General features: G+C 68.3%; 21 protein-coding genes, 1 pseudogene and 1 riboswitch. Of the genes and pseudogenes, 10 read left to right on the top strand and 12 right to left on the bottom strand.

The window, feature by feature from the left end; genetic code table 11:
* Window positions 1-2: 2 nt before the first annotated feature.
* A complete protein-coding gene (locus K883_RS13420) occupies window positions 3-1,028 on the bottom strand; it encodes an AurF N-oxygenase family protein (RefSeq protein ID WP_026071403.1) in 1,026 nt (341 codons plus the stop codon).
* A gap of 247 nt (window positions 1,029-1,275) precedes the next feature.
* Here K883_RS13420 and serC point away from each other — a divergent pair, with 247 nt between their 5' ends.
* On the top strand, window positions 1,276-2,406 hold the full coding sequence (gene serC, locus K883_RS13415; RefSeq protein WP_086427175.1) for a phosphoserine transaminase: 1,131 nt from the start codon (window positions 1,276-1,278) through the stop codon (window positions 2,404-2,406).
* Between the two features lie 135 nt (window positions 2,407-2,541).
* Window positions 2,542-3,312 (top strand): septation protein SepH, encoded by a 771-nt coding sequence (gene sepH / locus K883_RS13410; RefSeq protein WP_036454685.1) that lies wholly within the window; start codon window positions 2,542-2,544, stop codon window positions 3,310-3,312.
* A gap of 60 nt (window positions 3,313-3,372) precedes the next feature.
* Here sepH and K883_RS13405 read toward each other — a convergent pair whose 3' ends face one another.
* Genes K883_RS13405 through K883_RS13395 form a run of 3 tightly spaced genes read right to left on the bottom strand, consistent with a single transcriptional unit; the run spans window position 3,373 to window position 4,935 of the window.
* Window positions 3,373-3,651 (bottom strand): DUF2537 domain-containing protein, encoded by a 279-nt coding sequence (locus tag K883_RS13405; protein WP_008253878.1) that lies wholly within the window; start codon window positions 3,649-3,651, stop codon window positions 3,373-3,375.
* A 10-nt stretch (window positions 3,652-3,661) separates the two neighbouring features.
* On the bottom strand, window positions 3,662-4,507 hold the full coding sequence (locus K883_RS13400; RefSeq protein WP_020821682.1) for a TrmH family RNA methyltransferase: 846 nt from the start codon (window positions 4,505-4,507) through the stop codon (window positions 3,662-3,664).
* Window positions 4,504-4,935, bottom strand: coding sequence for an Rv0880 family HTH-type transcriptional regulator (locus K883_RS13395; protein WP_036454683.1), 432 nt, complete (start codon window positions 4,933-4,935; stop codon window positions 4,504-4,506). The genes K883_RS13400 and K883_RS13395 overlap by 4 nt, the downstream gene beginning before the upstream one ends.
* Window positions 4,936-5,084: 149 nt before the next feature.
* On the opposite strand from K883_RS13395, the gene K883_RS13390 reads away from it, so the two are divergent.
* Window positions 5,085-5,360, top strand: a complete 276-nt coding sequence (locus K883_RS13390; RefSeq protein ID WP_036455492.1) for a DUF2530 domain-containing protein — start codon at window positions 5,085-5,087, stop codon at window positions 5,358-5,360.
* A gap of 23 nt (window positions 5,361-5,383) precedes the next feature.
* A complete protein-coding gene (locus K883_RS13385) occupies window positions 5,384-5,839 on the top strand; it encodes an SRPBCC family protein (protein WP_036454681.1) in 456 nt (151 codons plus the stop codon).
* Window positions 5,840-6,024: 185 nt separating this feature from the next.
* Here K883_RS13385 and K883_RS13380 read toward each other — a convergent pair.
* Window positions 6,025-6,807, bottom strand: a pseudogene (locus tag K883_RS13380) (DUF3027 domain-containing protein); the annotation flags it as partial.
* A 130-nt stretch (window positions 6,808-6,937) separates the two neighbouring features.
* On the opposite strand from K883_RS13380, the gene K883_RS13375 reads away from it, so the two are divergent.
* Window positions 6,938-8,608: an MFS transporter gene (locus K883_RS13375; RefSeq protein ID WP_036454679.1), complete on the top strand. Its 1,671-nt coding sequence runs from the start codon at window positions 6,938-6,940 to the stop codon at window positions 8,606-8,608.
* 8 nt (window positions 8,609-8,616) lie between these two features.
* Window positions 8,617-9,105 carry a DUF2771 domain-containing protein gene (locus K883_RS13370; protein WP_086427174.1) on the top strand — a complete coding sequence of 163 codons (489 nt, stop codon included), beginning with the start codon at window positions 8,617-8,619 and terminating at the stop codon, window positions 9,103-9,105.
* Between the two features lie 426 nt (window positions 9,106-9,531).
* Here the strand turns inward: K883_RS13370 and K883_RS28560 are convergent, their stop codons facing one another.
* The 4 genes from K883_RS28560 to K883_RS13355 form a co-directional block, all read right to left on the bottom strand.
* Complete coding sequence (locus K883_RS28560; RefSeq protein ID WP_179945064.1) at window positions 9,532-9,801, bottom strand: hypothetical protein; 270 nt, start codon at window positions 9,799-9,801, stop codon at window positions 9,532-9,534.
* A gap of 450 nt (window positions 9,802-10,251) precedes the next feature.
* Window positions 10,252-11,256: a glutathione S-transferase family protein gene (locus K883_RS13365; protein WP_036455488.1), complete on the bottom strand. Its 1,005-nt coding sequence runs from the start codon at window positions 11,254-11,256 to the stop codon at window positions 10,252-10,254.
* Window positions 11,257-11,271: 15 nt separating this feature from the next.
* Entirely contained in the window at window positions 11,272-13,224 is a 1,953-nt protein-coding gene (locus tag K883_RS13360; RefSeq protein ID WP_020821674.1) for an acyl-CoA dehydrogenase family protein, read from the bottom strand.
* A gap of 97 nt (window positions 13,225-13,321) precedes the next feature.
* On the bottom strand, window positions 13,322-13,729 hold the full coding sequence (locus tag K883_RS13355; RefSeq protein WP_008253852.1) for a cold-shock protein: 408 nt from the start codon (window positions 13,727-13,729) through the stop codon (window positions 13,322-13,324).
* A gap of 165 nt (window positions 13,730-13,894) precedes the next feature.
* Between K883_RS13355 and K883_RS13350 the strand changes: the two genes are divergently transcribed.
* From K883_RS13350 to K883_RS13335, 4 genes are all read left to right on the top strand, one after another.
* The gene (locus tag K883_RS13350) at window positions 13,895-14,302 is read left to right on the top strand and encodes a YccF domain-containing protein (RefSeq protein WP_009957585.1); all 408 of its coding nucleotides are present in this window, start codon (window positions 13,895-13,897) and stop codon (window positions 14,300-14,302) included.
* Entirely contained in the window at window positions 14,299-15,393 is a 1,095-nt protein-coding gene (gene moaA, locus K883_RS13345) for a GTP 3',8-cyclase MoaA (protein WP_036454677.1), read from the top strand. The genes K883_RS13350 and moaA overlap by 4 nt, the downstream gene beginning before the upstream one ends.
* 4 nt (window positions 15,394-15,397) lie before the next feature.
* Entirely contained in the window at window positions 15,398-15,676 is a 279-nt protein-coding gene (locus K883_RS13340; RefSeq protein ID WP_036454675.1) for a MoaD/ThiS family protein, read from the top strand.
* Between the two features lie 207 nt (window positions 15,677-15,883).
* Window positions 15,884-16,092, top strand: a riboswitch (cyclic di-AMP (ydaO/yuaA leader).
* Window positions 16,093-16,105: 13 nt separating this feature from the next.
* On the top strand, window positions 16,106-16,900 hold the full coding sequence (locus tag K883_RS13335) for a transglycosylase family protein (RefSeq protein WP_020821671.1): 795 nt from the start codon (window positions 16,106-16,108) through the stop codon (window positions 16,898-16,900).
* Between the two features lie 100 nt (window positions 16,901-17,000).
* Here K883_RS13335 and K883_RS13330 read toward each other — a convergent pair whose 3' ends face one another.
* The 3 genes from K883_RS13330 to moaC are packed head-to-tail and all read right to left on the bottom strand — an operon-like array spanning window position 17,001 to window position 18,432.
* Complete coding sequence (locus tag K883_RS13330; protein ID WP_020821670.1) at window positions 17,001-17,426, bottom strand: molybdenum cofactor biosynthesis protein MoaE; 426 nt, start codon at window positions 17,424-17,426, stop codon at window positions 17,001-17,003.
* Entirely contained in the window at window positions 17,423-17,905 is a 483-nt protein-coding gene (locus tag K883_RS13325) for a MogA/MoaB family molybdenum cofactor biosynthesis protein (protein ID WP_009951770.1), read from the bottom strand. The genes K883_RS13330 and K883_RS13325 overlap by 4 nt, the downstream gene beginning before the upstream one ends.
* Entirely contained in the window at window positions 17,902-18,432 is a 531-nt protein-coding gene (gene moaC / locus K883_RS13320) for a cyclic pyranopterin monophosphate synthase MoaC (RefSeq protein ID WP_026071397.1), read from the bottom strand. Before moaC ends, K883_RS13325 begins: the two co-directional genes overlap by 4 nt.
* Window positions 18,433-18,438: the final 6 nt, after the last annotated feature.

Below are 18,438 nucleotides of genomic sequence, written 5' to 3'. Positions count from 1 at the left end.
CGTTACGCGGCCGGGACCGAGGCCAGGTGCTGGCGCTGCGGCTCGCTGCGGTAGCGCGACGGCTTGCCGTTGATCTTGCACAACCGCCACATCAGCCGCGCCGAGCGCGTCTCCATCAGGCCGGTGTCATAGGCCAGCATCCGCACGTCACCGAACATGTCGCTGAGCCACTTGCGCGATTCCGGCGACCGGAAGAACAGTTCCTTCTTGACCTCGCGCGGGATGTCGAACTCCTGCCAGAACGCCTTGGGCGGCACCACAATCGCGCGGCACAGCACCTTCATGGTCAGCGGCAGGTACAACGCGGTCCAGAACCGCTGCCTCTTGGTCAATTCCGGCACCCGCTTGCGCAAGAACTCGTGGGCGAACGAGATGTGGCGCGCTTCCTCGGCGACGTGGATCGCCATCACCCGTTCCATGATCGGGTGCAGGGACTTGCCTTCGCGCAAAACATTTTTCTGCGTGTGGTCGATGGGCTCCTCGCCGGCGAGCACGCCGATGAAGAAGGCCACCGGCAGCGGCCCCGCCACCAGCGGAACCAACGGCGACAGCCACTTGAGCATCCGCGGCATGCCCGGGACGTCGGCGCCGATCCGGTTCACCATCTCCTGGAACATCATGGTGTGGTTGCACTCTTCGACCGACTCGTGCAGGCAGTACCGGTATTCGGGCGAGCCGTTGGGCACCCAGAACGTGTAGTTCATCAGGCCGCGGATCAGGATGGATTCGAAGTGCAGTCCCACCTTGGCCACGTTGGCCTGCCGCCACATCCCGATCTTGATCTTGCGCTCGTCGGACTGCGCCAAGTACCAGGGATGACGGCCCAGCGGGTCGGTCTCCGGCAGGATCCACCGAGGGTCGTTCTCGGTGACAGCGAATTCCGGTGAGTCCCAATCGATGTCGGTGTACGGGTTGAAGTTGCGCCGCACCGACCCCTCGGACAGTGTGGCAAGCATGTTGACGTAGTCAGCGTCGTCGCGCACTTCCATGTTGCGGCGCCAACGCCGGACCAATCGCGTCCTAGCCATAACCTAGGCCTCCTCAATGAGGTTTACATTTGGACGTGCTATGTCCAGACAGTACCGGAGGTACCGGATATTTCCTAGGCCCGTCCGAGGCACTGTGACCTGACCAGTGGTCATCGAATTCGTATGCCCTGGATCACAACGAAGGAAACGTCGGAGGCGCCCCGAGCAGGCGTTTTGCGTTGACGGCCCGGTCCGACGGTCGGCCCGCCGCAACGGCCCGCCAGGGTGGCTCACTACCCTGATGAGCATGGCTGACCAGCTCGCAGATTCCCTTCAAATTCCCGACGCCATCAAGCCCCGCGACGGCCGCTTCGGGTGCGGCCCGTCCAAGGTCCGGTCCGAGCAACTGCAGGCGTTGACCACGACGGCGGCGCCGCTGTTCGGGACCTCGCACCGCCAGGCGCCGGTCAAGAATCTGGTAGGCCGACTGCGGTCGGGGCTCGCTCAGCTGTTCTCGGTGCCGGACGGCTACGAGGTCATTCTGGGCAACGGGGGGGCGACGGCGTTCTGGGACGCCGCGGCGTTCGGCCTGATCGACAAGCGCTCGCTGCACCTGTCCTATGGGGAATTCAGCTCGAAGTTCGCCTCCGCGGTGGCCAAGAACCCCTTCGTCGGCGACCCCGTCGTCATCAAGTCGGATTCGGGCGGCGCCCCCGAACCCCAGAGCGATCCGTCGGTGGACGTGATCGCGTGGGCCCACAACGAGACCTCGACCGGGGTCGCGGTGCCCGTGCGCCGACCCACCGATTCCGGTGACGCGCTGGTCGTCATCGACGCGACGTCCGGGGCGGGCGGCCTGCCCGTCGACATCGCCGAGACCGACGCCTACTACTTTTCGCCGCAGAAGAACTTCGCCAGCGACGGCGGGCTGTGGCTGGCCGTCATGAGCCCCGCCGCGCTGGCCCGCGTCGAGTCCATCGCCGCTTCGGGCCGCTGGGTGCCCGACTTCCTGTCGCTGCCCATCGCGGTGGAGAACAGCCTCAAGGACCAGACCTACAACACCCCCGCGGTCGGCACCCTGGCGCTGATGGCCGAGCAGGTCGACTGGATGCTGGGCAACGGCGGGCTGGACTGGGCCGTCAAGCGCACGGCGGACTCCTCGGGACGGCTGTACTCGTGGGCACAGGAGCGGCCCTACACCACCCCGTTCGTCAGCGACCCGAAGCTGCGCTCGCAGGTGGTGGGCACCATCGACTTCGCCGACGACGTCGACGCCGCGGCCGTGGCGAAGGTCCTGCGGGCAAACGGCATCGTCGACACCGAGCCGTACCGCAAGCTCGGCCGCAACCAGCTGCGGGTCGGGATGTTCCCGGCCGTGGATCCCGACGACGTCAGCGCCCTCACCGAGTGCGTCGACTGGGTCGTCGAGCGGCTCTAGTCGCGCGCCCTTGAACAGCCGGTGATCGGCGCGCCGCCGCCCAGCGTGTCAGCACGGATGACGGGCGGTTGCTGGACTAAAGTGCGCCGTGACGGGTCCGTCGCTGATCTGCACGGAGCCTGCGAGGAGATAGCCATGCGGGAACTCAAAGTGGTTGGGCTCGATGCCGACAGCAAATATGTCATCTGCGAGAGCGATGATCCCGCGGAGCAGTTCAAGCTGGCGGCCGACGACCGCCTGCGGGCCGTTCTGCGCGACGCGGCCCAGCACCCCGAGCAGCCGCAGCTCGAGATCGAAGTCACCAACATGCTCAGCCCCAAGGAAATTCAGGCCAAGATCCGCGCCGGCGCGTCCGTCGAGCAGGTCGCTGCGGCGTCGGGGTCGGACGTGTCGCGGATCCGCCGCTTTGCCCACCCGGTGCTGTTGGAACGGTTCCGGGCCGCGGAGCTGGCAACCGCCGCCCATCCCATGCTGGCCGACGGTCCCGCCGTGCTGACCCTGCTGGAGACCGTCAGCACCGCCTTGGTGACGCGGGGCCTCGATCACGACAAACTCAGTTGGGACGCCTGGCGCAACGAAGACAACCGGTGGACGGTGCAGCTCGCGTGGAAGGTCGGCCGTTCGGACAACCTCGCGCATTTCTGCTTCACGCCCGGCGCCCACGGCGGGACCGTCACCGCCATCGACGACGCGGCCAGCGCGTTGATCGACCCGACCTTCGAGCGTCCGCTGCGGCCGGTGGCGCGGGTGGCCCACGTCGACTTCGAAGAGCCCGCGAAGCCGCCCGTCGCGCAGGAGCCGGCCCCGGAGCCGGAAGAAAAACCCGTGCACACCCGCCGGGGCAAGCCGGTCATCCCGGCGTGGGAGGACGTGCTGCTCGGCGTGCGCTCGGGAGGGCAGCGCTAGCCCGCTAGAGCCAATGGTGGCGACCCGCTTCGCCCGGCTGCGCCGCGCTCGCGATCACCACTAGGCGCGGCCCGCGGCGGCCAGGGCGAGAAGCGCGACCCACGCTCCCGTCACGCCGACTCCGGCGCCGAGCACGAACCAGCGCAGGACCGGGGTGCGCCGCCACCCCCACAGGGTCGGCGCCAGTCCCCCCGCGGCCACGATGTTGAGACCGACGGCCAGCAGCAGGTGCACGCGAACCAAGCCCAGAGTGAGCACGACGATCGCCGCGGCGGTGACCGCCGCGACGAACGCGGCCACCGTCAAACCCGTTGCCCAGGGCACGGACTCGTCCTTCATCAGCCGAAGCCTAGCCTGACCGTTCATCGCCGCCTTTCGTCACCGAGCGCTCGTAGAACGCCAGCGCAGCCGCGGTCGCGACGTTGAGCGAGTCGGTGCCGCGCGACATCGGAACGCGCACCCGCACATCGCTGCACCGCAAGGTGGCCGGCGCCAGCCCGGGACCCTCGGCGCCCACCAGCACCGCGACGCGTTCGCCGCGCGCGGCCGTCATCGCCTCGGCCAGCGGGCACGCCGACTCGTGCGGGGTCATAGCCAGCAGCCGAAACCCGTTCTCCTTCAACGTCATCAGCTCGGCCGGCCAACAGGTTGCGCGCGCATACGGCACCAGCAGCGCGTGTCCCATCGACACCCGCACGGCGCGGCGGTACAACGGGTCGGCGCACCCACTGCCGAATACCACGGCGTCGACGCCGAGCCCGGCCGCGTTGCGGAAAATCGAGCCCAGGTTCTCGTGATCGTTGACCCCTTCGAGCACGGCGACGGTGCGAGCGCCGGCGATCACCTCGGCCACGCTGGGCTCCCCGACCCGCCGGGCGGCCGCCAGCACGCCGCGATTGAGGTGGAAGCCGACCACGCGCGCCATGACGTCGGCGGAGGTCCGGTAGAAGGGGACGGCGCTGCCGGCGAGGTCGTCTTTGAGCTCGGTGAGCCGGCGGTCGGTGCCGAGCAGGGCATGCGGGTGGAACCGGGACGCGAGCATGCGCTGAACCACCAGCACGCCTTCGGCGATCACCAGCCCCTTGCCCGACGGCAGGTCGGGACGGCGATCGACACTGTTCAGGTCCCGGAAGTCGTCGAGCCTCGGGTCATCGGGATCCTCGACGTCCTGGACGTTGCCGGCATCGGCGCTCACGGGCTTTCGTCGACCAGCGCCAACATCAAATCAGCGGCGCTGCGCAGGATGTCGCGCTGCTCGGTGTCCAGCGTCGACAGCCGCTGGGCCAGCCATTCCTGACGGGCGCGACGGTTGGCCTTGACCAACTCGGCCCCGGATTCGGACACCGAGACGAGCACCTGCCGGCCGTCGACGGGATGCGGCACGCGGTCCACCAAACCCATCTCGGCCAGCGACGCGATCACCCGCGTCATCGACGGCGGCCGAACCCGTTCGCGAATCGCCAGGGCGCCCGGCGTCATCGGGCCTTCGTTGGCCAGCATCGCCAGCGCCGACAGCTGCGACAGTGACACCGGCGACGACGGGTTGCGGAACCGCAGCTGGCGGGCCAGCCGCATAACAGCCAGTGACAGGTCGCTGGCGAGCCGCGCATCGCTGTCAGGCATGGCGCGAGGTTACACGCAAGCCTGAGAAACCGGGACACCAACCGGCTCTTGATTCGTTCCGCCAAATGCCGCGGAATTTCATCGAAACGCTTAGTTTCGGCAAGTAGGTGAGCCTCCGGTGGGGACGGCGGCGGGCTATGTTATTCGCGATGTCCGCCGAACCTGATCACCACCGCGCACCGCCGCCGCTGCCGGCGGTACTGGTGCACGCGTGGGCGTTCATCGCGCTCGGGGCGCTGGGTTGGGTCGTCGCGGCGGCCGCGGCGTTCCTGGTGCCCGCCCTGACGAACTGGCGCCCGGTGACGCTGGCCGGTCTGGGCGTGGGGCTGCTCGGTACGACCATTTTCCTGCTCCAACTCGCGGCGGCACGCCGCGGCGCCCGCGGCGCCCAGGCCGGACTCGAAAATTACCTCGACGAAAAATGATTCGCTGACCCATTGGAGGAGCGATGGTAGCCCCGCTATTGCAAGCGCACGTCGACATCAACGCACCGGTTGCCAAAGTCTGGGAATTGATTTCCGATCTTCGGCGAATGCCGGAGTGGAGCCCGCAGTGCCGCTGGATGAAGCCGTTCGGCCCGGTGCGTCAGGGCACCCGCACCCTGAACCTCAACCGCCGCAACCGGATGTTCTGGCCGACCACCTGCACGGTGGTCGAGATCGTCCCGGACCGCAAACTCGCGTTCCGCGTCGACACCAACAACACCATCTGGAGCTACGAGCTCGAACCGGCCGGCGAGGGCACCCGGGTGATCGAGAGCCGCCACGCCGAAAACGGCGTCACCGCGTTTTCGAACCTGTCGGTCAAAGCGCTCTTCGGCGGCACCGACAACTTCGAACACGAATTGCTCGACGGCATGAACGCCTCGCTGGCGCGCATCAAGGCCGCCGCAGAAAAGGGCTAGTCCAGCGACTCGCTCTGGGGCTCGGGTGCGGACTGCTGCTCGGATTCGGCAGTCTCGGTCTCGGACTGCGCCTCCGGTGTTTGGATCACCGACTCCGGCTGGGCTTCCGACGTCTCCTGCGACGGCTCGGCCGACTCCTCCGTGGGCTCGGTCGTCTCTTCCGTCGGCTCGGACGGCGCGGTCGGCTCGACCGGCGCCTGGGTGACGTCCAGCAGGCCATCGTCGTAGGGCTCGTACGCGGGGGACCCGGTGCCCGCGGGCGCCGGGGTGTCCGAGTGCGCACCGCAGCCATACTGCTTGTCGACGATGTGCCCGTCGGCCGACAGCTCGTTGCCGCACACGCCGAACATCGCGCCGAGGGATCCCGACAGCGGCAGGAAGAAGCCGCAGTCGCGGCACACGCGCTTGGTGGATCGTGCCATCGGCGAGTCGGGGCCGTAATCGCCGGTGTGCCAGCGTTCGGCCGCTGCCGCGCGGCCCTCGCCGCTCATCACCCAGCGACGGCCCAGCCCGATCTCGGCGGCGGTCTCGTCGACCTGCGGGTCGCCGCTGGCGGTGTAGCCGGGAACCAGGCGGGGATCGTCGGCGGCGGGCGCCAACAAATCCCCGGGACTGAGGTCCCCGGGGCGCACCCGGTGTTCCCACGGCACCCATTCCGGCGCCAGCAAAGCCGTCGGCCCCGGGACCAGCACCACCTCGCTGACGGTGGCGTGATCGGCGCCGGGATAGGCGGCCACGACCACGGCCCACTGCCACCCCTGGTAGCCGGGTAGGTGCGCCAGGAACCGGTGGGTGGCGGTGTTGGGGTCTTCGTAGCCGACGCCCAGGTAGTCGCCGACCATCTCCGGTCCGCTGAACTCCACAACAGCCGCCCTGGCCTGGTCGGCCGCGCCCGTGAGCACCGCCGCCAGCCCTTCGGGCCACTCGTCCACGGTCGCCACGGAGGATCCTTCGGTGGGTCTGGTCACGTTGTCTTCTGTCTGCATTGCGGTTCCAATACTAGGTTGACGAGCCACGCCCCGTTACCTGCAGACGCATGTCGCCGGCATAGGGGAGAATCGGGGAGTGTCTGGGCGGCGGCAACACGATCCGGGCCGGGTGGCCTCCAAGCCGGGCCGCCGGGCCCCTAATGGCGTGGCCGCACAACATCCGGGCGCGGCCAACTACCCCGCCGGCGACGGTGCGCAGCGCCGAACGCGCCGCCCGCCGCCGATGCCGAGCGCCAACCGCTATCTGCCCCCGCTGGGCCAGCAGACGGAGCCGGACCGTGGCAGCAGCGCGCCCCCTCGCGGGCCGTCTTCGGGCGAGCGGATCACCGTCACCCGCGCCGCGGCGCTGCGCAGCCGCGAGATGGGTTCGCGGATGTATTGGATGGTGCAGCGCGCCGCGACGGCCGACGGCGCCGACAAGTCCGGCCTGACGGCGCTGACGTGGCCCACGGTGGCCAACTTCGCGGTCGACGCCGCGATGGCCGTCGCGCTGGCCAACACGTTGTTCTTCGCCGCGGCGACCGGGGAGAGCAAGGGCCGCGTCGCGCTGTATCTGCTGATCACCATCGCGCCGTTCGCGGTGATCGCGCCCCTCATCGGTCCGGCGCTGGACCGACTGCAGCACGGCCGCCGCGTCGCGCTCGCCGCGTCGTTCGCCCTGCGCACGGCGTTGGCGCTGGTGCTGATCCTGAACTACGACGGCGCCAGCGGGAGCTACCCGTCGATGGTGCTGTACCCGTGTGCGCTGGCCATGATGGTGTTCTCGAAATCGTTCAGCGTGCTGCGCAGCGCGGTGACGCCCAGGGTGATGCCGCCGACCATCGACCTGGTGCGGGTCAACTCGCGGCTGACCATGTTCGGTCTACTGGGCGGCACCATCGCCGGGGGCGCCATCGCCGGGGGCGTCGAATTCGTCTGCACCCACCTGTTCAAGCTGCCCGGCGCATTGTTCGTCGTCGTGGCCGTCACCGTCGCCGGGGCGTCGCTGTCCATGCGGATTCCGCGCTGGGTCGAGGTGACCGCCGGGGAGGTGCCCGCCACCTTGAGCTACCGCCAGGACAGCGAACCCCTGCGCCGAAGCTGGCCCGAGGAATTCAAGAAAGTCCCCAAAAAGGCCACCGCAACGCTTCGACAGCCCTTGGGCCGCAACATCATTACGTCGCTGTGGGGCAACTGCACCATCAAGGTCATGGTGGGGTTCCTGTTCTTGTATCCGGCATTCGTCGCCAAGGCGCATGACGCCGGCGGGTGGGCGCAGATCGCCATCCTCGGGGTGATCGGCGCCGCGGCCGGCATCGGCAATTTCGTCGGCAACTTCACCAGCGCACGTTTGAAACTGGGCCGGCCCGCCGCGCTGGTGGTGCGCTGCACGCTGGCGGTGAGCGCGGTCGCGTTGGCGGCCTCGGTGGGCGGCAACCTGATGCTGGCCGCGATCGCCACCTTGGTGACGTCTGGGGCCAGCGCGATCGCGAAGGCCTCCCTGGACGCCTCGTTGCAGAACGACCTGCCGGAGGAATCCCGCGCATCGGGGTTCGGGCGCTCGGAGTCGACGCTGCAGTTGGCCTGGGTCCTCGGCGGCGCCGTGGGGGTGCTGGTGTACACCGAACTGTGGGTCGGTTTCACCGCGGTCACTGCGCTGCTCATCCTGGGCCTGGCGCAGACGCTCGTCAGCTTCCGCGGCAACTCGCTGATTCCCGGCCTGGGAGGTAATAGGCCCATCATGGTCGAACAGGAGGGCGCGCGTCGCCGTGTCGGCACCCCAGCGGTGGTCGCCGAGTGAAATCCCGAATCAACCGCGGCATGGCCGTGTTGCTGGCCTGCCTGATGGCCCTGCTTTGTGTGGGCGTCGGGGTCGGCACCTGGCTGCTGGTGGGCCGCTCCGGTCCGCAACGCCCGGAGATCAGCGCGTACTCGCATGGACACCTGACCCGGGTGGGGCCCTACCTCTATTGCAACGTGCTCAACCTCGAAGACTGTGCGACGCCGCAGACCCAGGGCGAGCTCCAGGTCAGCGAGCGGTATCCGATTCAGCTCTCGGTGCCTGATGCCATCTACCGGGCGCCGTGGCGCCTGGTGCAGGTGTATGAGGATCCAACGAACAGCACCAGCACCATCTTTCGGCCGGGCACCCGACTCGCCGTGACCATTCCGCCGGTGGACCCGCATCGCGGTCGGCTCGCCGGGATCGTCGTGCAGTTACTGACTTTGGCGGTGGACCCGGCCGGCGAGCTCCGCGATGTCCCGCACGCGGAATGGTCTGTGCGGCTCGTCTTTTAGGTCTTTTCCGTCGAACGTCGACTTGTTGCGACGACACGCCGCGAATTCCCGCCACAACTCCACGTTCGACCCCCTCCGCGCCCAACGTTCGACAACCTTCGCGCCCAGTGTCGCCACCCTTCGCGCCCAGCGTGGACTTGTTGCGACGACACGCCGCGAATTCCCGCCACAACCCCACGTTCGGCTAAACGTGTCGGTGCCGACCGGCACCGTGTCCCCATGGAAATCCCGGACTGGCCATTTCGAGGCACCGACGCACTGGCCGCTGGAGTCATTACTCGGCACCGATTGCGAACCGAATTCGAGATGGTTCATCGCAACGTCTACATCCGCCGTGGACAACTGTTGACGCCGGTGACCCGAGCGGTCGCCGCCTGGCTGTGGTCTGGAAGGACCGCAACGCTGGCGGGGCTATCCGCGGCGGCGTTACACCGCACCAAGTGGATCGACGACTGGCTGCCGGCCGAGCTCAACCGCGCCGGCCACGACAAAGCACGGGGCATCATCGTGCACAGCGACACCTTGGACGACGACGAAATATGCACGCGCGACGGGATGCGCCTGACCACGCCGGCGCGCACGGCGTTCGACCTTGGTAGGCGAAAGGGCTTGACCACAGCGGTGATTCGGCTCGATGCCCTCATACATGCAACCGACTTGAAGCCAGCCGACGTCGAACTGCTGGCCGACCGTCATCGTGGCGCCCGCGGCCTGGTGCAGTTGCGAACTGCCCTGACCATGGTCGACGGGGGCGCTGAATCGCCGTACGAGACGAGGACCCGGTTACTACTCGCCGGCAGCGGATTGCCGCGGCCACAAACCCAGATCGAAGTGCTCAACGAATGGGGCGCGGTGCTGGCGCGCATCGATATGGGCTGGGAGGAATGGAAGGCCGGTGTGGAATTCGACGGCGCACATCACTGGACCGACCCGGCGCAGCGGGCCCGACGTCATCGTGGAGCGCGCCCGCGGCGCTTTGGCCGCAGCGGGATGCCCGGTCTCAGCCGCCGAGCGTGGAGTTGTTGGGCCAAAACGCCGCGATTTCCCGCCACAACTCCACGTTCGGCGGTAGGGGGTGGGTCACCTTCGGCGGTAGGGGGTGGGTCACGTTCGGCGGTAGGGGGTGGGCCACGTTCGGCGGTAGGGTCACGCCCCGTGGCCGGGCGGTACCCGTTCGCCTTCGACGGGCGGACCCGGGGGCGTCCCCTCCCCGAAGGGCTTGCCGCCCAAGCTCTCTCGCCCGTGCGGCGATAGCCACCCGGACAGGTCGGGACCCTTGGGCACGATGCGGGTGGGGTTGATATCGGCGTGGACGATGTAGTAGTGCTGCTTGATCTGGACGAAGTCGACGGTGTCCCCGAAACCCGGCGTCTGGAACAGGTCGCGCGCGTAAGCCCACAGCACCGGCATCTCGCTCAATTTGCTGCGATTGCACTTGAAATGCCCGTGATACACCGGGTCGAAGCGGGCCAACGTGGTGAACAACCGGACGTCGGCCTCGGTGATGGTGTCACCCACCAGATACCGCTGGCGACCCAGCCGATCGCTCACCCAGTCCAGCGCGGCGAACAGCCGGTCGTAGGCGGACTCGTAGGCCTCCTGCGAGCCGGCGAAGCCGCACCGGTACACGCCGTTGTTGATTTCGGTGTAGACCCGCTTGTTGACCTCGTCGATCTCCGCACGCAACCGCTCGGGGTAGAGCTCGGGCGCGCCGTCGCGATGATAGGCCGACCACTCCGTCGACAGGTCCAACGTCATCTGCGCGAAGTCGTTGGTGACAACCGCCCCTGTCGGCACGTCGACGATCGCGGGAACCGTGATGCCCTTGGGGTAATCGGGGAACTGCTTGAAGTAGGCGTCCTGCAGCCGCGGGATCTTCAAGACCGGGTCCACACCACCGGGATCGAGATCGAACGTCCAACTGCGCTCGTCGTGCGTCGGGCCGCAAAAGCCAATGGAGAGAACGCCTTCGAGGCCCAACAACCGGCGGACGATGATGGCGCGGTTGGCCCACGGGCACGCGCGCGCCACGACGAGCCGGTACCGGTCGGGCTCGACCGGGTAGCCGTCACGGCCATCGGCGGTGATGCGGGTGGTGATGTAGTCGGTGTCGCGATTGAACTCGCCTTCTTGGGCGATGTAGGAAGCCATGTGTTCCATCGTGGCTCAACGCGGGCTCGTTGCCGAACGGTCGCCGGATGAGAACCGCCGGGCCAGATTGGCCTCGGTCGACTCACCCTCTTCCCAGTGGGCGATCCACGGCCCGGTGCCCTCGGACTGATCGATGATCCCGGCCTCGAGCCAGCCGTACCGGCCCTGCAGCAGGTTGCGCGTCAGCTGCACATCGCTTGCGTCGGTGTTGTCCCACAACCCGCGAAACAGCGCCTCCACCCGCAGGGTCGCCTGGGCGCAGAACGCCTCGGCCAGCTCGTAGGCCTGCTGCCCCACCACCGGATCGGCGGCGCGTTGCGACTCCGCGTGCACGCACGCCGCGGACATCGCGAACAGCTCGGCACCGATGTCCACGACGCGCCCGAGGAACCCCTGCCGCTGCTCCAGCTTGGCCTGCCAGCGCGCCATGCCATAGAAGGTGTTTCGGGCGAGCTTGCGGCTGGAGCGTTCGATGAACCGCAGGTGCGCCGCCAGCGGACCGAACTCGTGGTAGGCCCGCGGCCGCTGTCCTTCACCGAACACCAACTGCGGCAACCACTTTGCATAGAATCCGCTCGCACCGACCGCCGCAGCGGCCTTCTGCCGCAACCCCGTGTCGGGCTTGGCGAGGTCGCCGGCCGCGGCAAGGTGCGCGTCGACCGCCTCGCGCGCGATGAGCAACCGCATGATCTCGCTGGAACCCTCGAAGATGCGGTTGATCCGCAGGTCCCGCAACGCCTGCTCGACGGGCACGGCGCGTTCGCCGCGTGCGGCCAGAGACTCCGCGGTCTCGTAGCCCCGACCGCCCCGGATCTGCATGACCTCGTCGGCGATCACGCAGGCCATCTCGCTGGACCACAGCTTGGCCAACGCCGCCTCGATCCGGATGTCGTTGCGCCCTTCGTCGGCCATCTGCGCGGACAGCTCGAGCACGGCGTCGAGCGCATAGACGGTCGCGGCGATGAACGAGAGCTTGCGGGCCACCGCTTCGTGCTCGGCCAGCGGCTTGCCCCACTGCACACGCTCGCCGGACCATTCGCGCGCGATCTTCAACGCCCACTTCGACGAGCCCGTCGCGCTCGCGGGGATCGACAACCGTCCGGCGTTGAGCGTGGTCAACGCGATCTTCAAACCGTCTCCCTCGGAGCCGATCAGGTTTTCGCGCGGGACCCGAACGCGGTGCAGCCGGGTCACGCCGTTTTCGATGCCGCGCAGGCCCATGAACTTGTTGCGCCGTTCCACGGTGATTCCGGGTGAATCGGCCTCGACGACGAAGGCGCTGATGCCGCCGCGGCGCCCTTCGCTCTTCGGCACCCGCGCCATGATCACCAGCAGTTCGGCGACCACGCCGTTGGTAGTCCACAACTTGACGCCGTCGAGCTCGTAGGCCTGCCCGCCGTCGATGGGGGTCGCCGTCGACGCCAATCGGGCGGGATCGGAGCCGACGTCGGGTTCGGTCAGCAAAAACGCCGATATGGCGCCGGCGGCGCAGCGCGGCAAAAACTTCTTTTTCTGCTCGGGGGTCCCGGCGAGTTTGAGCGGCTCGGGCACCCCGATGGATTGATGGGCCGACAACAGTGCGCCGAGACTGGGATGAACGCTCGTCACCATCATCAGCGCCCGGTTGTAGGCGACCTGCGACATCCCCAGGCCGCCGTATTCGGTGGGAATCTTCATCCCGAAGCAGCCCAGGTCGGCCAAACCCTTCACGTACTCGTCGGGAATTTGGGCGTCGCGTTCGATGACGCTGCCATCGACGGTCTCCAGGAATTCGCGCACGCTGTCGAGAAACGCGCGGGTGCGGGTCTCGTCGGCTTCCGTGGGAGTGGGGAACGGGTGTATCAGCTCCAGCGGAAAACGACCGAGAAATAGTTCTTTCGCGAAGGACGGTTTATCCCAACCTGTTTCGCGAGACTCCTCGGCGAGCGCTCTCGCCTGTTCCTCGGTGACCTGCGCTTGCTGTGCCATCGCAGCCTCCTTGCTAGACGACCGTCATGGGGTGTGGAGTACCCCATCTGCGGCTCGCCACCGAGCCGTCGCCTGCGAATTGGCTGCGTTTCGCGCGTTAGGCGTCGAGCTCCCGCGCCACGGCCTTGACGACCTCGGACACCCGGCGCGCGGTCTTGCGGTCCGGGTAGCGACCCTTGCGCAGCTCGGGCTGCACGGTGCTCTCCAGCAGCGTGATCATGTCCTCGACCATGCCGTGCAGTTCGTCGGGGTTGTGCTTGTGTTCGGCGGGCGCGTCGCGCCGCGCCTTGGTCAGGCTGGGCGGCGGCTCAATCAGCTTGAGGCTCAACGCCTGCGGTCCGCGCCGTCCCGAAGCGATACCGAATTCCACCCGCTGGCCCGCCTTGAGCCCCTCGACCCCAGCGGGCAGCGCCGACGAGCGGACGTAGACGTCTTCGCCGTCCTCTTGCGACAGGAAGCCGAAGCCCTTGTCAGCGTCGTACCACTTAACCTTGCCGGTCGGCACTGGTCTCACCTGCTTGTCTTACGGATCAATAGAAATAGGCAACACAATAAGCGTCCCGCCTGCGCAGGACGCCGTATTAAGAGTCTGATCCTACTCGGATGCGGCCCTAACGAGCACCCCCGTTATTGGTCACTCGGTACGCTTGGTATTACCCGCGGAGGTGATATGCGCCTGATCCTGAACATCATCTGGCTTCTGTTCGGCGGCCTATGGATGGCCGCCGGATACCTCGTCGCGGCGCTCGTCAGCTTTCTGCTGATCATCACCATCCCGTTCGGCTTCGCGTCGCTGCGCATCGCCTCCTATGCGCTGTGGCCGTTCGGCCGCACGATCGTCGACAAGCCGACCTCGGGGTCGGGCGCGCTGATCGGAAACATCATCTGGGTGGTGCTGTTCGGGCTCTGGCTCGCGATCGGTCATCTGGTCAGTGCGGTGACGATGGCGCTGACGATCGTCGGTATTCCGCTGGCGCTGGCCAATCTCAAACTGATTCCGGTGTCGCTGATGCCGCTGGGCAAGGAGATCGTTCCCGTCGACTCGCCGGTTCATTACGCGCCGCCGGTGGCCGCATGACCCTGACGGCGTTGGGTTTCCCGACCGTGCGGAGCCGCCCTGACGGCCCGGCCGGCGGGCGTGCCGTCGCTGGGACGGCGCCGTCCGCGGGCCCATTGGTGGACACCTACGGGCGGGTCGCCACGGACCTGCGGATCTCGCTGACCGATCGCTGCAACCTGCGCTGCACCTACTGCATGCCCGCCGAGGGCCTGGACTGGCTGCCGGGCGAGCAACTGCTGACTGCCGGCGAGCTGGCCAGACTGATGGACATCGCGGTCACCCGGCTGGGGGTCACCAGCGTCCGGTTCACCGGTGGTGAGCCGTTGCTGGCGCGTCACCTCGAGGACGTCATCGCCGCGGCGGCCGGGCTACGACCCCGCCCGGAGATCTCACTGACGACAAACGGCGTCGGGCTGGCACGGCGGGCCGCCGGGCTCGCCCGGGCGGGCCTGGACCGCGTCAACGTCTCGCTGGACAGCGTGGATCGGCAGCACTTCGCGGCCATCACCCGCCGTGATCGGCTCGACGACGTGCTGGCCGGGCTGGCCGCCGCCCACGAGGCCGGCCTGGCGCCGGTGAAGGTGAACGCCGTGCTCGACCCCGCGACGGGACGCGAGGACGTGGTGGACCTGTTGCGGTTCTGCCTCGAGCACGGTTACCAGTTGCGTGTCATCGAGCAGATGCCGCTCGACGCCGGGCACCAATGGCGGCGCGACGCGGCGTTGAGCGCCGAGGACGTGCTGGCCGCGCTGCGCCCGCATTTCCGGCTGCGACCGGACCCGGCGCCGCGGGGATCCGCTCCCGCCGAGCTGTGGCTGGTCGATGAGGGCCCCGGCACGCCGGCCGGCAAGGTGGGTGTCATCGCGTCGGTCTCGCACGCGTTTTGCTCGACGTGTGACCGCACCCGGTTGACGGCCGACGGGCAGATCCGCAGCTGCCTGTTCGCCAAGGAAGAGACGGACCTTCGGGCGCTGCTGCGCAACGGCGCACCCGACGAGGCGATCGAGGCGGCGTGGCGTACCGCGATGTGGGGCAAGCCCGCCGGCCACGGCATCAACGACCCGAACTTCATCCAGCCCGACCGCCCGATGAGCGCGATCGGTGGCTAGCCCCATGGGGCAGTCCCCCGCCCAGGAGACCGGCATTTCAGTGACGGTGCGCTACTTCGCGGCCGCCCAGGCGGCCGCGGGCGTCGAAGCCGAGACGCTGGTGGTGCGCCGCGGCACCACGGTCGGCGAGTTGGTCGAGCGGCTGGCCGCGCACGGATCACGCCTTGCCACCGTCTTGAGCCGATGCTCGTACCTGTGCGACGGGGTCGCCGTGCGCGACGAGACCACCGCGTTGCAATCCGGTGACACGATCGATGTTTTGCCGCCGTTTTCCGGCGGTTGAAACTGTGAAACATCTCACATAACGGAACGATAACGGCGCGGTCACGCTCTAATCTCGAGTGTAATGACCTGCGCAAACACCGTGTGTTGCTGCGGTTTTCGCAGATGACCGAGAGCGAAACGCCAGGTTTCGCGACACGTGACGAGACCAACAGAAACCGTTACGGTCTCCGAAGGCTCGCCAGCCATCCCGATTGGCGGACCTCCCCTCCCTATCGCGCCGAGCTCCATCCAATAGGCGGGGGCCACCAACTCATGGATGGAGACGGGGGACCCACCGGTCCACCGTGATCGGACTGGGGCCGTTCGCGGCCCCTAGGGGTGAAGCCGGCGTCGTCCTCGACGGCCGCGCCGGCCGGGTGGCCTCTCCAACCCGAACCCGACAGCTGACCTCGCAGGCGCGTGACGAGAGAGGAATACATCGGCGCGCATGAGCGGACGTCACCGTAAGCCCACCGCATCCAGTGTCAACGTCGCCAAGATCGCCTTTACCGGCGCAGTGCTTGGTGGCGGCAGTATCGCCCTAGCCGGCCAGGCGGCCGCGGCCACCGACGGCGAATGGGACCAGGTAGCCCGTTGCGAGTCCGGCGGGAACTGGGCCATCAATACCGGCAACGGCTACCACGGCGGGGTGCAATTCAGCGCCAGCACGTGGTCCTCGCACGGTGGCGGCCAATACGCCCCGTCGGCCGAGCTTGCGACCAAGGAACAGCAGATCGCCGTCGCCGAGCGGGTGCTGGCGACCCAGGGTCGCGGCGCGTGGCCCGTCTGCGGCGGCCCGCTGTCGGGTCCCAGCCCGCGCGAAGTGCCCGCCCCGGCCGGCCTGGACGCCCCGCTGGATGCGCCCGGCATCAACGGTGCCCCGGCACCCGACTCTCCGCCGCAGGACGCCCCGCCGCCCGCTCCAGTGCAGCTGGCCTCCTTCGACCGTCCGGCACCGCCGGAGGCTCCCCCGGCCGAGCTGCCGGCGCCCCCTGAGGAGTTGCCGCCCGCTCCCCCCGCGGACGCCGCTCCCCCGGCCGATCTGCCCCCCGCCCCGCCGGCCGACGCGATGCCGCCCGCACCCGTAGCGGACGCGGACTTCCACGGTTTCGTCCCCGTCGGCATGCCGGAGGTCGCCTCCGACGCCAGCTACACCCAGCAGCTGTGGGAAGCGATTCGGGCACAGGATGTTCAGGGGAACGACGCGCTGGACGCCCTGGCGCAGCCGTCGCCCAACGCCTGAGTCTCTAGCGCCACCAGATTCCCCGCACGCCCCGAAAACCCTCCTGTTCGGGGCGTGTTGGGCACGGCGCACCAACTCCCGGACTCAGCTGGCTACGGTGTCAGGCCGAGCCCACCCACTCCTCGGTGCCGTCGGCGAAGAACTGGTGCTTCCACACCGGTAGCCGCGCCTTGATGGTGTCGACGAGTCGCGCACAGGTGGTGAATGCCGCCTGGCGGTGGTCGGCGGCGACGGCCGCGACCAATGCCGCCTCTCCGATGTGCAGCACACCGACGCGGTGGCTGGCGGCGAGGGCGCGGACGCCGCTGGACTGCGCCGCCACATCGGCCACCACGTCGGCCATGACCTGGGCGGCCGAGGGGTGCGCCGAGTACTCCAGCCGCACCACCCGGCGCCCCACGTCGTGGTCGCGGATCATGCCGACGAACCCGACGATGGCCCCCGCCGACTGATGGCCCACCAGCTCTTCGTGCTCAGCCAGAAGAATCGGCTGCTCGGTCATGGCTGCGCGCACGACCAGCGTCATCGCTGATGGTCTTTACCGGCGAGTTGATCGAGCGCGTGGTCGAGCACGTCGGCGAGCACCCCGAGCCCGTCGCGCACCCCACCGGGTGAACCCGGCAGGTTGACGATCAGGGTCCGTCCGGCCACCCCGCACACGCTGCGGGACAACACCGACGTCGGCACCTTGGGCAGGCCCGACTGGCGGATCGCCTCTGCCAAGCCGGGGATGAGGTAATCGATGACGGCCACGGTCTGGTCCGGGGTGCTGTCACTGGGTGAGATGCCGGTGCCGCCGGAGGTGAGGATGACGTCGACGTCGTCATCGATCGCGTTGCGCAGCGCATCACCGACCGGCGACCCGTCGGCGACCACCTCCGGCTCCCCGGCCGAAAAGCCCCGCTGGGTCAGCCATTCGGTGATGATCGGCCCGCATCGGTCTTCGTACTGTCCGGCCGACGCCCGGGTCGAGGCGATGATGACGCGGGCCGATCGGGTGCTCATGACCGCGTCCACATTCCGGTTTTGCCGCCTTCCTTGCGCAGGACTCGAATGTCATCGATCCGCGCGGCCGGGTCGACCGCTTTGATCATGTCGTAGAGCGTCAGGGCCGCGACGCTGACGGCGCTCAGCGCTTCCATCTCCACCCCCGTGCGGTCGGTGCTGCGCACCGTCGCGGTGATCTCGATGTCCGACTCCGCCACGTCGAAGTCGATGTCGACCCCGGTCAGCGCCAGCTGATGGCAGAGCGGGATGAGCTCGCTGGTGCGCTTCGCCGCTTGGATACCCGCTACCCGGGCGGTGGCAAGCGCGTCGCCCTTGGGCAGGCCCCCGGTCGAGATCAGCTCCACCACGTGTGCCGACGTGCGCAGGGCGCCCGCGGCGACGGCGGTCCGCTTGGTGGCTACCTTCTCGCTGACGTCGACCATGTGGGCCGCCCCCTGGTCGTCCACGTGTGACAGCGCACCCGAGCGGGATTCTCCCGACGCCCAGGTCGCCGAGGCTTTCGAGGCCTCAGAGGCCCTAGCCATGGAAAG

The sequence above is a fragment of the Mycobacterium sp. TKK-01-0059 genome (genome assembly GCF_000709305.1).
Classification (GTDB): Bacteria; Actinomycetota; Actinomycetes; order Mycobacteriales; family Mycobacteriaceae; genus Mycobacterium; species Mycobacterium intracellulare.
Note: the sequence above shows the minus strand (reverse complement) of the source record. Positions and strands in the feature narration are given on the sequence as shown.

What these genes read in the sequence shown, in the direction of transcription:
- sepH (WP_036454685.1), top strand. Translation starts at nt 2,542, where the DNA reads ATGCGGGAACTCAAAGTGGTTGGGCTCGATGCCGACAGCAAATATGTC.
- K883_RS13360 (WP_020821674.1), bottom strand. Translation starts at nt 13,224, where the DNA reads ATGGCACAGCAAGCGCAGGTCACCGAGGAACAGGCGAGAGCGCTCGCC.
- K883_RS13325 (WP_009951770.1), bottom strand. Translation starts at nt 17,905, where the DNA reads ATGAGCACCCGATCGGCCCGCGTCATCATCGCCTCGACCCGGGCGTCG.
- K883_RS13330 (WP_020821670.1), bottom strand. Translation starts at nt 17,426, where the DNA reads ATGACGCTGGTCGTGCGCGCAGCCATGACCGAGCAGCCGATTCTTCTG.
- K883_RS13365 (WP_036455488.1), bottom strand. Translation starts at nt 11,256, where the DNA reads ATGGCTTCCTACATCGCCCAAGAAGGCGAGTTCAATCGCGACACCGAC.
- K883_RS13420 (WP_026071403.1), bottom strand. Translation starts at nt 1,028, where the DNA reads ATGGCTAGGACGCGATTGGTCCGGCGTTGGCGCCGCAACATGGAAGTG.
- K883_RS13395 (WP_036454683.1), bottom strand. Translation starts at nt 4,935, where the DNA reads ATGCCTGACAGCGATGCGCGGCTCGCCAGCGACCTGTCACTGGCTGTT.
- moaA (WP_036454677.1), top strand. Translation starts at nt 14,299, where the DNA reads ATGACCCTGACGGCGTTGGGTTTCCCGACCGTGCGGAGCCGCCCTGAC.
- serC (WP_086427175.1), top strand. Translation starts at nt 1,276, where the DNA reads ATGGCTGACCAGCTCGCAGATTCCCTTCAAATTCCCGACGCCATCAAG.
- moaC (WP_026071397.1), bottom strand. Translation starts at nt 18,432, where the DNA reads ATGGCTAGGGCCTCTGAGGCCTCGAAAGCCTCGGCGACCTGGGCGTCG.
- K883_RS13350 (WP_009957585.1), top strand. Translation starts at nt 13,895, where the DNA reads ATGCGCCTGATCCTGAACATCATCTGGCTTCTGTTCGGCGGCCTATGG.
- K883_RS13405 (WP_008253878.1), bottom strand. Translation starts at nt 3,651, where the DNA reads ATGAAGGACGAGTCCGTGCCCTGGGCAACGGGTTTGACGGTGGCCGCG.
- K883_RS28560 (WP_179945064.1), bottom strand. Translation starts at nt 9,801, where the DNA reads ATGACGGTCGGCCAGCAGTTCGACGTCGGCTGGCTTCAAGTCGGTTGC.
- K883_RS13390 (WP_036455492.1), top strand. Translation starts at nt 5,085, where the DNA reads ATGTCCGCCGAACCTGATCACCACCGCGCACCGCCGCCGCTGCCGGCG.
- K883_RS13340 (WP_036454675.1), top strand. Translation starts at nt 15,398, where the DNA reads ATGGGGCAGTCCCCCGCCCAGGAGACCGGCATTTCAGTGACGGTGCGC.
- K883_RS13335 (WP_020821671.1), top strand. Translation starts at nt 16,106, where the DNA reads ATGAGCGGACGTCACCGTAAGCCCACCGCATCCAGTGTCAACGTCGCC.
- K883_RS13385 (WP_036454681.1), top strand. Translation starts at nt 5,384, where the DNA reads ATGGTAGCCCCGCTATTGCAAGCGCACGTCGACATCAACGCACCGGTT.